Genomic DNA, 12868 nt, shown 5'->3' on the forward strand with positions numbered 1-12868 from the left:
CGTGAACGACGCCCCGTCCGGTCCGCCGACGGGGCGTTCGTCGTCGGTGGAGCGTCTGCGCGCCGCCGGCTGCGTCTTCGCCGAGGAGGAGGCGGGCCTGCTCGAGGAGGCCGCCGACTCCTCCTCCGACCTCGAGCTGCTGCTCCGCCGCCGCGAGACGGGCGAGCCCCTCGAGCAGATCCTCGGCTGGGTCGCCTTCCGCGGCCTGCGCGTCCCCGTCGCACCCGGCGTCTTCGTGCCCCGCGTGCGCACCGAGTGGCTGGTCGACTGCGCCCTGGAGGTCCTCCCGGGCGGCGCCGTGGTGCTCGACCTCTGCTGCGGATCCGGCGCCCTCGCCCGGTCGATCGCGGAGGAGCGGCCGGACGTCCGCCTGCTCGCCGCCGACCTCTCCCCCGCCGCCGTCGCCTGCGCGCGCCGCACGCTCGCAGGCCGCGCCGACGTCCACGAGGGCGACCTCTTCGACGCTCTCCCCCGGAGTGAGCGCGGGCGGATCGACGTCGTCGTCGTCAACGCCCCCTACGTCCCCACCGCGGCGATCGCGCTCATGCCGCCGGAGGCCCGGGTGCACGAGCCGATGCTCACGCTCGACGGCGGGTCGGACGGGCTCGCCCTCCACCGCCGCATCGCTCAGGAGGCGGGAGCGTGGCTCGCACCCCACGGCGTCGTCGTGATCGAGGTCGGCGCGGATCAGGCCGCGGCGAGTGCCTCCGCGTTCCAGGCGGCCGGGTTCGCCACCTCGCTGCACCGCGACGACGACCGTGAGGCGACGGCCCTGGTGGCCGTCCGCCGGAGAACTACACCGCTGTAATTATCCCCAGCTGTGGAATCTCCTGTGGAGAACTCCGCGGTTTCCGCCGCGCTGGCCTGCTCGAGGCGAGGAGGGCCCGGATCCGCACCAGTCCGCCGGTCCTCGGACGCGTCGCCGTCCCCGGATCGTCCTCCCGAGGAGGACACCCGGGACGTTCTCCCCAGTGTTAACAACTCTGTGGATAACTTCCTCCCCACCTGTTGAGAGCACCTGTGGACAGCGGTGGAGACGGTCGCCGCGGGAACGACGAAGCGGCGGGCCCGGGAGTGCGCAAGGCACTGCCGGACCCGCCGCTGCGGGAGGGGACGGGATCAGCCGAGGACGTAGGCGCCCGCGGTGATCGCCACCAGTCCGACTCCGATGAGCCCGACGAGGAGGTTCTGCGTGCGCCGCTGGGCGCGCTGCCGGGTCTTCGTGAAGACCAGCCCGATGAGCGCGCCGGCCACCAGACCGCCGACGTGCGCCTGCCACGCCACGTTCATCCCGGGCAGGAACCCGATGACGAGGTTCAGTCCGACCAGCACCAGCAGCTGCGACGCCTGACCGCCCAGATGCCGGAGGATCACCAGGTACGCGCCCATCAGCCCGAAGATCGCACCGGAGGCGCCGATCACCGGGGTCAGCGGGTCCGCGAGGAGCAGGACGCCCACCGATCCGGCGAAACCGCTCAGGAGGAAGAGGGTGAGGTAGCGCCCGCGGCCCAGCATGCGCTCGAGCACCATGCCGAACACCCACAGCGTGTACATGTTCAGCACCAGGTGGAACGGGATGACGATGAAGAGCGACGTGCTGTGGAGGAACACCGAGGTGAGCATCCGCCACGGCTCGAAGCCGGCACCGAAGCCGGGGAGCGTGTAGGCGGGGGCGTACAGGAGCGCGTTGACCGCCGGCCCGCCGACGAAGGGGAGGATCTCGACGATCCACAGCACGATGCAGAGCGCGATGATCGCGTAGGTCACCGTCGGCTGGTCGGCGCGGGTCATGGCCCGCACGCGGGAGAGGAGGGGACCGCGGGTGCGCGGCGCGGTGGCGCGCTGCTGCGCCATGTCGTCCGGGCAGATCACGCCGACCGGAGCGGGCGTCTGGCACTCGCCGCAGATGGTGCGGCCGCACCGCTGGCAGCGCACGAAGCTCTGCCGGTCGGGGTGTCGGTAGCAGGAGTAGGTGCTGCTCGGCGGGACCTGGGTCACGGACGTGCCTCCGGGGAGAACGAGGGCCGGGCCCTGACGGACCCGGCCCTCGAATGAGTGGTGGATGAGGCGATCAGACCTCGGTGATCTCGACGCTCTCGATCACGACGTCCTCGAGCGGCTTGTCACGGCCGTCGGTGGGGACCGCCGAGAGCGACTGCACGAGCTTCTTCGACTCCTCGTCGGCGACGGCGCCGAAGATGGTGTGCTTGCCCTGGAGCCAGGTGGTCGGCGCCACGGTGATGAAGAACTGCGAGCCGTTGGTGCCGCGGCCCGCCTGCTTGCCGGCGTTCGCCATCGCGAGGATGTAGGGCTGGGTGAAGTCGAGCTCCGAGTTGATCTCGTCGTCGAACTGGTAGCCCGGGCCGCCGATGCCCTGACCGAGCGGGTCGCCGCCCTGGAGCATGAAGTCGGGGATGATGCGGTGGAAGACGGTGCCGTTGTAGAGCGGCTCCTTCGTCTTCGCACCCGTGGCGGGGTGGGTCCACTCGATGTCGCCGGTCGCGAGACCGACGAAGTTGCGGACCGTCTTGGGAGCGTGGTTCCCGTAGAGGTTGACGACGATGTCGCCCTTGTTGGTGTGGAACGTCGCGACTGCGGTGTGCAAAGGCATGATCGGATTCTCGCACAGCGCGTCTGTAGGCCCCTGCAACGCCCGGTGTCAATGCGCTGGGTGCGCGATGCGGACGCCGATCGATGAGTGGCAGTATTGAGGCGTTCGCTGCTCGTAGCCGATGGAGGACCAACATGGGTCTGTCACGTAAGCACAAGAAGGATCTCAAGCGTCTTCGCAAGAACGCCGAGGCGGTCTGGGGCGAGCAGCAGGAGGTGCTGGCGCACGCGGCCTCCGTGCTCGAGAAGAGCCGCCGCCACGCGTCGAAGTACGCCAAGAAGGAGCTCGTCCCCTTCGTCAAGGACACGTACGACTCGCGCGTCAAGCCGGTCTACGACAACGGCGTCTCGGCCGTCGAGGGCACGTACTCCTCGGCCCGCCACGCCTACAAGCACAAGGTCGTCCCGACCTTCGCCGCTGTCGGTGGCACGGCCGCCGCCGCCTTCGAGGCCGCCAAGGACTCGAAGAACCGCGCGAAGCTCGCCGAGATCTCGAAGGCGCGCTGGGAGGAGCTCACCACTCCCCCGAAGAAGAAGAGCAAGGTCGGCACGGTCTTCGCGATCGGCGCCGCGCTGGTCGCCGTCGGCGGCATCGGCTACGCCGTCTGGCAGACGTTCCGCGCCGACGACGAGCTGTGGGTCGCCGAGGACGAGCCGCAGAGCGCCGCGCAGAACGCGGCCTCGACCGCTTCCTGACGTTCTCGTCGCTGGAGCCGGGCCCCTCAGGGGGTCCGGCTCCTTCGCATGCCCGGGTTAGGCTTCTGCGGTGGACATCCGGGTCGCCGCGTACGGCGTGATCATCGACGGCGAGCGGATGCTGCTCGCGCACTGGAGCCAGGGGCCGTGGTCGGCCTGGACGCTTCCGGGCGGCGGGATCGACGAGGGCGAGTCGCCCGCCGACGCCGCGGTCCGCGAGATCTTCGAGGAGACGGGCTACCGTGCCGAGCTCGAGGCCCTCATCGGCGTGGACTCGCACGTGATCCCCGCGCACCGCCGCAGCGATCCCGAGGCCGGCCCCCTGCACGCCATCCGCGTCGTCTACCGCGCCCGCATCGTGGGCGGCGAGCTCACGCACGAGGTGGACGGCTCCACGGACGCCGCCGCCTGGTTCCCCCTGAGCGACGTCGAGGAGCTGGAGCGCGTCGAGCTCGTCGACGCGGCCCTCACCATGAACGAGGCCTGGCTCCTCCGCTGACGGTGCCCGGGAATCCCCGGCCGCGCCCCGGTGTTCCCTTCGTCGTGATCGTCGAGCTCTACACCTCCGCCTTCTGCGGCGCCTGCCATGCCGCGCGCTCGGTGCTGGAGCGCGCCGCGGAGCTCGTCCCCGCCGCCGAGATCCGCGAGCGCGACGTGGCCTTCCACCCCGTCGAGGCCGAGGCCGCCGGCATCCGCTCGACCCCCACGGTCGTCGTGCGGGACACGGCCGGAGAGGTGGTCTTCCGAGCGGAGGGCGCCCCCTCCCTCCCGCAGGCTCTCGCCGCTCTGGCCCTCGCCCTGCCCGCGTAGGGTGGCCGCGGGAGGACCCATGCACCGTCGCGCCGCGCTCGCGAGCACCGTCGTGCTGCTCGGCGCCCTGGCGCTCTCGGGGTGCGCCTCCGAGGAGCCGGTGACCACGGCCGCGGTCGGGCTCGGACGGGGCGGCGAGCGAGGAGAGGTCCTCGGGGTCGTCGTCGTGTGCTCGGGGTCCGTCGACGGCCTCGACCTCGCCGCCTCCGACTCCGCTCCCCTGACCATCGGCGACGGGCTGCGGAGGGTCACCCGCTGGGTCTCCCCGTCCCCGGTCACGCAGCTGGGCGCGACCGACCTCTCCGGATCCACGGTCTGGCCGGCCGACACGGTGATCGAGCGGTTCCCGCTCGGCGTCGACCTCGCGCTGGGCGCCTACGCGACCGACCGCTCCGTGCTCGCCCGCCCGGTCGTCTTCACGGCCGAGCAGTTCGACACGCTCTCCGTCGGTGAGATCATCGTCGGCGACATCCGCGACGGCACGTCCGAGACCCTCTCGGTCCAGCAGTTCCTGGGCCTCGCCTGCGTGGACCGCTGAGCGGGCGGCTCGGCCGTCCGAGTGGCGACCTCGATCGCATGGCCGCGCGGCGGGCGACAGGAGAGGCCGCCGAAGACCTCGACACGGTGACCCCGCGACGGCGGAGGACCCGGAGTGCCATGGGCCGGGAGACCAGAAGGGCCGACGAAGGGGGAGCACCCGCGAGAGGGGAGGAAGTGTGGAGCCTAGGAGATTCGAACTCCTGACATCCTGCTTGCAAAGCAGGCGCTCTACCAACTGAGCTAAGGCCCCGGGCCGGAGACGGGGCGATCCGTCTCCGAGAGTCGAACGGCCCGCCACCGCGAGGTGACGGGCCGTTCGGACCGGGTGGGGGTACCAGGACTTGAACCTGGGACCTCTTCATTATCAGTGAAGCGCTCTAACCGCCTGAGCTATACCCCCGGAATGGCCAGAGGAGACTCTACCCGACATCGAGCAGGAATCCCAATCGGCCGGACCGTGCGCCCTACTGGTTGGTGAAGCCCACCAGGAGGCCGCCGGTGATCTTGACGCTGAGATTGTACAGCAGCGCCACGATCGCGCCGAGCGCGGTGGTGACGATGGTGTTCAGCACCGCGACGACGATCGCGAAGCCCATGACCTGCGGCAGCGAGATGATCGTGTTGAGGTCGAACGCCTCCGCGCCGGCGATGTCCTGCACGAGGCCGTTGACCTCGTCGAACACTCCCGTCTGGGCCAGGACCGTGTAGACCAGGTAGACGACGACGATCGTGATGATCGCGAGCGTCAGGCCCAGCAGGAACGAGAGCTTCACGGCCGACCAGAAGTCGACGTAGACGAGCTTCAGGCGGACCTGCTTCGCCGCCGGGCTCTTCGCGGACTTCCTGGCGAGCTTCTCGGCGACGGTGCTACTCATCTACGGACCCATCCTCCTCCGACACCGGAGCGGACTCGGCCGGCGCCGCGGCGTCGGGATCCTCGTCCTGGGCGTCGAGATTGCGTTCGGTGTTCTTGGCGAGTGCGATGATGCGGTCGTCCTCAGCGAATCGTGCGAAGACGACTCCCATGGTGTCGCGACCCTTGGCCGGTACCTCGGCCACCGCAGAGCGTACCACCTTGCCGCTGGCGAGCACGACGAGCACCTCGTCGTCCTCTCCGGTGATGATGGCGCCCACGAGGTCGCCGCGCTTCTCCTCCAGCTTGGCCACCTTGATGCCCAGCCCGCCGCGTCCCTGGAGGCGGTACTGGTCGACCGCGGTGCGCTTGGCGTAGCCGCCCTCGGTGACCACGAACACGAAGCCCTCGTCGCTGACGACGTTCGCGTCGAGGAGGCGGTCCTCCCCGCGGAACGACATGCCGCGGACTCCGGAGGTGGAGCGGCCCATCGGACGAAGCGCCTCGTCGGACGCGGTGAAGCGGATCGACATGCCCTTGCGGGAGACCAGCAGCACGTCGCTGTCCTCCTCGACCAGGAGCGCCGAGACGAGCTCGTCGCCGTCGCGCAGCTTGATCGCGATGATGCCGCCGGAGCGGTTCGTGTCGTACTCCGAGAGGGCCGTCTTCTTCACGAGGCCGTCGCGCGTGGCGAGCACGAGGTAGCGGGCCGCCTCGTAGTCGCGGATGTCGAGGATCTGCGCGATCTGCTCCCCCGGCTCGAGCGCGAGCAGGTTCGCGATGTGCTGGCCCTTGGCGTCGCGGCCGGCCTCCTGCAGCTCGTAGGTCTTGGCGCGGTACACGCGGCCGGTGTTCGTGAAGAACAGCAGCCAGTGGTGCGTGGTGGTGACGAAGAAGTGCTCGACGATGTCGTCGGCCTTCAGCTGCGCGCCGCGCACGCCGCGGCCGCCGCGGTGCTGCGCCCGGTAGGAGTCGCTCCGGGTGCGCTTGAGGTAGCCGCCGCGGGTGACGGTGACGACCATCTCCTCCTCGGGGATCAGGTCCTCGACGCTCATGTCGCCGTCGAACCCGAAGAGGATCTCGGTGCGGCGGTCGTCGCCGAAGCGGTCGACGATCTCGTCGAGCTCGTCCGAGATGATCGTGCGCTGGCGCTCGGGGCTCGCGAGGATCGACTTGTAGTCCTCGATCTCGGCCTGGATCCGGTCGTGCTCGTCGATGATCTTCTGGCGCTCGAGGGCCGCGAGGCGGCGCAGCTGCATGTCGAGGATGGCGCGGGACTGCACCTCGTCGATGTCGAGCAGCTCCATCAGGCCGTCGCGCGCCTCCTCCACGGTGGGGGAGCGGCGGATGAGGGCGATGACCTCGTCGAGCGCGTCGAGCGCCTTGAGGTAGCCGCGCAGGATGTGGATCCGCGCCTCCGCCTCGTCGAGGAGGTACTGGGTGCGGCGCACGATGACCTCGACCTGGTGGTCGACCCACGCGCGGATGAAGCCGTCGAGCGAGAGCGTGCGCGGGATGCCGTCGACGATCGCGAGCATGTTCGCGCCGAAGTTCTCCTGCAGCGGCGTGTGCTTGTAGAGGTTGTTCAGCACCACCTTCGCCACGGCGTCGCGCTTGAGGACGACGACGAGGCGCTGGCCGGTGCGACCGGAGGTCTCGTCGCGGATGTCGGCGATGCCCGAGACGCGCCCGTCCTTGACCAGCTCGGCGATCTTGATCGCCAGATTGTCCGGGTTCACCTGGTACGGCAGCTCGGTGACGACGAGGCAGGTGCGGCCCTGGATCTCCTCGATGGAGACGACGGCGCGCATCGTGATCGAGCCGCGGCCGGTGCGGTACGCGTCCTGGATGCCACGGACGCCCAGGATCTGCGCACCGGTGGGGAAGTCGGGTCCCTTGATCCGCTGCAGCAGCGCCTCGAGGAGCTCCTCGCGCGTCGCGTCGGGGTTCTCGAGCGCCCACTTGGCGCCGGCGGCGACCTCGCGCAGGTTGTGCGGCGGGATGTTGGTCGCCATGCCGACCGCGATGCCGACGGAGCCGTTGACGAGCAGGTTCGGGAACCGGGCCGGCAGGATCGCCGGCTCGCGCGTGCGGCCGTCGTAGTTGTCCTGGAAGTCGACGGTGTTCTTGTCGATGTCGCGGACCATCTCGAGCGCGAGCGGCGCCATCTTGGTCTCGGTGTACCGGGGGGCGGCGGCGCCGTCGTTGCCGGGGGAGCCGAAGTTGCCCTGCCCGAGCGCGAGCGGGTAGCGGAGGCTCCACGGCTGCACCAGGCGGACCAGCGCGTCGTAGATCGCGGAGTCGCCGTGCGGGTGGAACTGGCCCATCACGTCGCCGACGACGCGCGAGCACTTCGAGAACGCCTTGTCGGGGCGGTAGCCGCCGTCGTACATGGCGTAGATCACGCGGCGGTGCACGGGCTTCAGGCCGTCGCGCACCTCCGGCAGGGCTCGCCCGACGATGACGCTCATCGCGTAGTCGAGGTAGGAGCGCTGCATCTCGAGCTGCAGGTCGACCGGCTCGATCTTGTCGTGACCGTGGATCACCACACCGGTCTCGGTGACGATGTCATCGCTCTCGTCCGGGCCGGTGGGGGTGGTGGGTTCTTCTGCCATGGTCTCTGGTCTCTCAGGTGGGTCCGTGCCCCGGAGGAGCGGGGGCGACGGTCGCGCTGGGTGTCAGGTGTGTCGTCGGTGGGCGGGCCGGTGAGGGCCTCTGTCGCGTTCTGGTCGAGGATGCGGCCCATCGAGGGCCGCCGTCACGTGTTCGAGATGGTCGCGAGGGAGGTCCACTGGACCGCCCGGCCGCCGCCTTTCGAGGACGTCCGCTTCCTCGACAGCTAGATGTCGAGGAAGCGCACGTCCTTCGCATTCTTCTGGATGAAGGAGCGGCGGGACTCGACGTCCTCGCCCATGAGGGTGGAGAAGATCTCGTCGGCCGCGGCCGCGTCGTCGAGCGTGACCTGGAGGAGGGTCCGCGTGGCGGGGTCCATCGTGGTCTCCCACAGCTCCTTGTAGTCCATCTCGCCGAGGCCCTTGTAGCGCTGGATGCCGTTCTCCTTGGGCATGCGCTTGTTGGTCGCCGAGCCGTGCGCGATCAGGGCGTCGCGCTCGCGGTCGCTGTAGACGTACTCGTGCGGGGAGTTCGACCACTTGAGGCGGTACAGCGGCGGCTGCGCGAGGTAGACGTAGCCGAGGTCGATCAGCGGGCGCATGTAGCGGAAGAGGAGCGTCAGCAGCAGCGTCGTGATGTGCTGGCCGTCGACGTCGGCGTCGGCCATCAGGATGATCTTGTGGTACCGCGCCTTGTCGGGGTTGAAGTCCTCGCCGATGCCGGCGCCGAACGCCGTGATCATCGCCTGGACCTCGTTGTTGCCGAGAGCGCGGTCGAGCCGCGCCTTCTCGACGTTGAGGATCTTGCCGCGGAGGGGGAGGATCGCCTGCGTCTCGGGGTTGCGGCCCTGCACCGCGGATCCGCCCGCCGAGTCGCCCTCGACGATGAAGATCTCGGAGATCGACGGGTCCTTGGACTGGCAGTCCTTGAGCTTGCCCGGCATGCCGCCGCCCTCGAGCAGGCCCTTGCGGCGGGCGGTCTCGCGCGCCTTGCGCGCCGCCATGCGGGCCGAGGCCGCCTGGATCGCCTTGCGGATGATGTCCTTCGCCTGGCTCGGGTTGCGGTCGAACCAGTCGGCCAGCTGCTCGCCGGCCACGCGCTGCACGAACGCCTTCGCCTCGGTGTTGCCGAGCTTCGTCTTGGTCTGGCCCTCGAACTGCGGCTCGCCGAGCTTGATCGACACGACGGCGGTGAGGCCCTCGCGGATGTCGTCGCCCGAGAGGTTCTCGTCCTTCTCCTTGAGCAGGTTGTTCGCGCGCGCGTAGCGGTTGACCAGCGTGGTCAGCGCGGCGCGGAAGCCCTCCTCGTGGGTGCCGCCCTCGTGGGTGTTGATGGTGTTGGCGTAGGTGTGGACGCTCTCGGTGTAGGCGGTGGTCCACTGCATCGCGACCTCGAGCGAGATGCGGCGCTCGGTGTCCTCGGACTCGAAGTCGATGATCTCGGAGTGCACGAGGTCCGACTTCTTCAGCGAGTTGATGTACTCGACGTAGTCGACGAGGCCCTTCTCGTAGTGGAAGACGTCGGTCCGGTCGCCCTCGGTCTCGTTCTCGCCCTCCCCCTCGAACTCGATCTCGTTCTGGTCGGTCAGCGCGATGCGCAGGCCCTTGTTGAGGAACGCCATCTGCTGGAAGCGCGCGCGCAGGGTCTCGTAGTCGAACTCGACCGTCTCGAAGATGCCGGCGTTGGGCCAGAAGGTGATCGTCGTGCCGGTCTCGTCGCTGGCCTCGCCCTTCTCGAGCGGGGCGTCCGGCACGCCGTCGGTGAAGCTCATCCGGTACACGGCGCCCTGGCGCTTGACCTCGACGTCGAGGCGCGTCGACAGCGCGTTGACCACGGAGGAGCCGACGCCGTGCAGGCCGCCGGAGACCGCGTAGCCGCCGCCGCCGAACTTGCCGCCGGCGTGCAGCACGGTGAGGACCAGCTCGACCGTGGAGATGCCCTCGGTCGGGTGCATGTCGACCGGGATGCCGCGGCCGTTGTCGGAGACGGTGACGCCTCCGTCGGCGCGCATCAGGATCTCGATGTTGTCGCAGTAGCCCGCGAGCGCCTCGTCGACGGCGTTGTCGACGATCTCGTAGACCAGGTGGTGCAGACCGCGCGGACCCGTGGATCCGATGTACATGCCGGGGCGCTTGCGGACCGCCTCGAGGCCCTCGAGGACCTGGATCTGATTCGCGCCGTAGTCGCCGGACGACTTGGTCGACATGCTCTCGTGCGGAGCGGAGGGGGCTGCTGAGCCGTTCGCGTCCAGGTCGTTCGCTGCGGGTGACGTGGAGTCGTTCGGCTCGTGAGTCATAGCTGTGGAGTTCTCCTCTGACGGTCCGTCGCGACGCGCACGGTGATCTGGAGATCGCCCGCGCGGCGGCGTCACTGCGGTTCGGCGGCCCTCCATTCTACCGCGTGCCGGGTCGATCCGAAGCGCTGGACGGCGATCTGAGGCGCGAAAGATCGGCGGTCGACCGAAAATGCGTCCTCAGCCGTAGGTGTCGCGCGGACCACGCCCTGGAATCGACCTGGGACCCTTTTTCCAGTTCGGGACGTCCGGGCCTTGGAAACGGATCGACGCGATGCCCGCGTCGGGGAAGTTCACCGCGATGTGGTTCATGATCTCGATCCGCATCAGCCGGAGCTGCGTCGACCACGCCGTGGACTCGCACGCGACCGTCAGCACGCCGTCGACGACGCCCACCGGAGTCGAGTGCTTCGCGGTCTCCTCGCCGGCGATCGCCGTCCACGACGACATCAGGTCGCCCTGCGCCAGCGGTGCCGTCCAGCCGAGCTTCACGGTGAGGGAGTCGAGGACGTCGCCGAGGTCGTGCGGGTCGCGGCCCTTGCCGAACGGGATCGCGTCGCCCTTGGGCTCGGCGCGCTCGACGGTCTTCCGGATGCGGCGAGGGCCGTCGGCGCCGAACACCTCCTTGAGGTGGCGGTAGACGCGGGCGGCCTCGGAGTCGGGTGCGGGGGCTCCGCGGCGGGGGGAGTCAGCCATCGGCCGGCTCCGACGGGGCGGGGGCGAGCGGCTCCGGGGACGCGGGATCTGTGGACGCCGGCTCCGGGGACGCGGTCTCCGAGGAGGAGGCCGCGACGGAGGAGACGACACCAGGAGAAGGGGAGTCGGACGAGACCGGATCGTGAGAAGAGGAGCGGGAGGACTCAGGACCGGGAGGAGGGGAGTCGGAGGACACCGGATCGGACGAGGCGGAGTCGGGTGCGGTCGGCTCCGGCACGGCGATCGGCGCGGCGGCGGCGCCCGTGCCGACGATCCGGCCGGCCTCGATCCGCACGGTGTGCGCGGCCAGCGCCTCCGGGACGTCGTCGAAGACGGCCGCGGTGATCAGGACCTGCTCGTAGTCGGCGACCACCGAGGCGAGGCGCTCGCGCCGGCGTGCGTCCAGCTCGGCGAAGACGTCGTCGAGCATCAGCACCGGATCGCCCATGGGGGAGTCGCGCCGGAGCAGCTCCGCAGCGCCCAGCTTCAGCGCCAGGGCGAACGACCAGCTCTCGCCGTGGCTGGCGTAGCCCTTGGCCGGCAGCGCGTTCAGCTCGAACTGCACGTCGTCGCGGTGCGGGCCGACGAGGGAGACGCCCCGGTCGAGCTCGCGGCGTCGCACCCCGGCCAGCGCGGACGCGAACGCCTCCGCCAGTCCCTCGCCCGCCGCCGGTGACGCGGCGCCCGGCTGCTCCACGGGCTCGCCGTCGTCGTCGACCGCGCCCTCGATGCTCAGGCGGGAGCGGAGCACCGGACGCTGGTCGGCACCGGCGACCGCCTCGTACGCGGCGCGCACCGGTCCGCTCAGCTCCTCCACCAGGGTGAGGCGCGACTGCATGATCTCGGTCCCGAGCGCGATCAGGCGCTCGTCCCAGATGTCGAGGGTCCCGAGCTTCGAGGGGTCGCGGACGCCGCTCGCCCGTGCGGACTTGAGCAGCGAGTTGCGCTGGCGCAGCACCCGCTCGTAGTCGGCCTGGACGGCGCTCATCCGCGGGGAGCGGAGGATCACCAGCTGGTCGAGGAAGCGGCGGCGGGCCGACGGGTCGCCGCGGATGAGGAGGAGGTCCTCCGGCGCGAAGAGGACGCTGGAGAAGAAGCGGGGGAGCTCGCGCGGCTTGATCCCGCCGCGGTTGATCTGCGCGCGGTTGGGGGAGGAGCGGTTGATCTGCACCTCGGCCAGCAGGTCGCGCTCGCCGTTGCGGAGGCGGGCGCGCACCACGGCGCTGTCCCGGCCGGCGCGGATGAGCGCCTGGTCGCTCGACACGCGGTGCGAGCCCAGGGTGGAGAGGTAGCCGAGCGATTCGACGAGGTTCGTCTTGCCCTGGCCGTTGCGGCCGACGAAGAGGTTCGGTCCGGGCACGAGCACGACGTCGACCGACTCGTAGTTCCGGAAGTCGCTGAGCGCCAGCTGCGTCACCTGCACGTCGCGCTCCTCTCCTCCACCCGTCGTCGCGGGCCTTCCCTGCACCCCTGCGGGCTCCTCGCCCGTCTCGCTCGGCCGATCCACCCGCTCCGGCGCCTGCGGCCCGCTGTCCCACGGTCGGCCAGGCCTTCGCCCCCGGTCTCGACACACCCCTGCGGACTACTCGACCGGCACGGCGGCGGAACCGTCCGGGACGCGGATCCCGATACGCCCCTCCGGGGCCACTACTCGCTCACCATGATCGGCGGCGCCCCGTCCCCGCCCGTGAAGGCGGCCGCAGGCTCGCCGCCCGACGTCGGTAGCAAGGTGGAGGCGGCCGGAGGCCCGCCGCCCC

General features: G+C 70.3%; 11 protein-coding genes, 2 tRNA genes and 1 pseudogene. 5 read left to right on the forward strand and 9 right to left on the reverse strand.

Annotated features, from left to right (window positions below):
* Position 1: 1 nt before the first annotated feature.
* Positions 2-808 carry a putative protein N(5)-glutamine methyltransferase gene (locus C5C10_RS02315; RefSeq protein WP_181073369.1) on the forward strand — a complete coding sequence of 269 codons (807 nt, stop codon included), beginning with the start codon at positions 2-4 and terminating at the stop codon, positions 806-808.
* A gap of 311 nt (positions 809-1119) precedes the next feature.
* Here C5C10_RS02315 and C5C10_RS02320 read toward each other — a convergent pair whose 3' ends face one another.
* Entirely contained in the window at positions 1120-1998 is an 879-nt protein-coding gene (locus C5C10_RS02320) for a rhomboid family intramembrane serine protease (RefSeq protein WP_104266568.1), read from the reverse strand.
* A 73-nt stretch (positions 1999-2071) separates the two neighbouring features.
* Positions 2072-2611 (reverse strand): peptidylprolyl isomerase, encoded by a 540-nt coding sequence (locus tag C5C10_RS02325; RefSeq protein ID WP_104222669.1) that lies wholly within the window; start codon positions 2609-2611, stop codon positions 2072-2074.
* Between the two features lie 134 nt (positions 2612-2745).
* On the opposite strand from C5C10_RS02325, the gene C5C10_RS02330 reads away from it, so the two are divergent.
* The 4 genes from C5C10_RS02330 to C5C10_RS02345 all read left to right on the forward strand — a co-directional run bounded on the left by C5C10_RS02330 (position 2746) and on the right by C5C10_RS02345 (position 4654).
* Positions 2746-3306 carry a hypothetical protein gene (locus tag C5C10_RS02330; RefSeq protein ID WP_104247539.1) on the forward strand — a complete coding sequence of 187 codons (561 nt, stop codon included), beginning with the start codon at positions 2746-2748 and terminating at the stop codon, positions 3304-3306.
* A gap of 70 nt (positions 3307-3376) precedes the next feature.
* Positions 3377-3805, forward strand: a complete 429-nt coding sequence (locus C5C10_RS02335; RefSeq protein WP_104222671.1) for an NUDIX hydrolase — start codon at positions 3377-3379, stop codon at positions 3803-3805.
* Positions 3806-3849: 44 nt separating this feature from the next.
* Entirely contained in the window at positions 3850-4116 is a 267-nt protein-coding gene (locus C5C10_RS02340; protein ID WP_104222728.1) for a thioredoxin family protein, read from the forward strand.
* 19 nt (positions 4117-4135) lie between these two features.
* Complete coding sequence (locus tag C5C10_RS02345) at positions 4136-4654, forward strand: hypothetical protein (protein ID WP_104222672.1); 519 nt, start codon at positions 4136-4138, stop codon at positions 4652-4654.
* 179 nt (positions 4655-4833) lie between these two features.
* Here the strand turns inward: C5C10_RS02345 and C5C10_RS02350 are convergent.
* The 7 genes and pseudogenes from C5C10_RS02350 to recF all read right to left on the reverse strand — a co-directional run.
* A tRNA-Ala gene (locus tag C5C10_RS02350) sits at positions 4834-4906 on the reverse strand.
* A gap of 76 nt (positions 4907-4982) precedes the next feature.
* Positions 4983-5056 (reverse strand) — tRNA-Ile (locus C5C10_RS02355).
* A 64-nt stretch (positions 5057-5120) separates the two neighbouring features.
* Entirely contained in the window at positions 5121-5531 is a 411-nt protein-coding gene (locus tag C5C10_RS02360) for a DUF3566 domain-containing protein (RefSeq protein WP_104222673.1), read from the reverse strand.
* Positions 5524-8124: a DNA gyrase subunit A gene (gyrA, locus tag C5C10_RS02365; RefSeq protein ID WP_104222674.1), complete on the reverse strand. Its 2601-nt coding sequence runs from the start codon at positions 8122-8124 to the stop codon at positions 5524-5526. Before gyrA ends, C5C10_RS02360 begins: the two co-directional genes overlap by 8 nt.
* A 224-nt stretch (positions 8125-8348) precedes the next feature.
* The gene (gyrB, locus tag C5C10_RS02370; protein ID WP_104355305.1) at positions 8349-10328 is read right to left on the reverse strand and encodes a DNA topoisomerase (ATP-hydrolyzing) subunit B; all 1980 of its coding nucleotides are present in this window, start codon (positions 10326-10328) and stop codon (positions 8349-8351) included.
* 267 nt (positions 10329-10595) lie between these two features.
* A complete protein-coding gene (locus C5C10_RS02375) occupies positions 10596-11111 on the reverse strand; it encodes a DUF721 domain-containing protein (protein WP_104237766.1) in 516 nt (171 codons plus the stop codon).
* 268 nt (positions 11112-11379) lie between these two features.
* Positions 11380-12534 (reverse strand): annotated as a pseudogene (gene recF, locus C5C10_RS02380) (DNA replication/repair protein RecF); the annotation flags it as partial.
* Positions 12535-12868: the final 334 nt, after the last annotated feature.

Origin of the sequence: Rathayibacter sp. AY1A3 (genome assembly GCF_002930975.1) — a bacterium.
In the GTDB taxonomy this organism is placed as follows: domain Bacteria; phylum Actinomycetota; class Actinomycetes; order Actinomycetales; family Microbacteriaceae; genus Rathayibacter.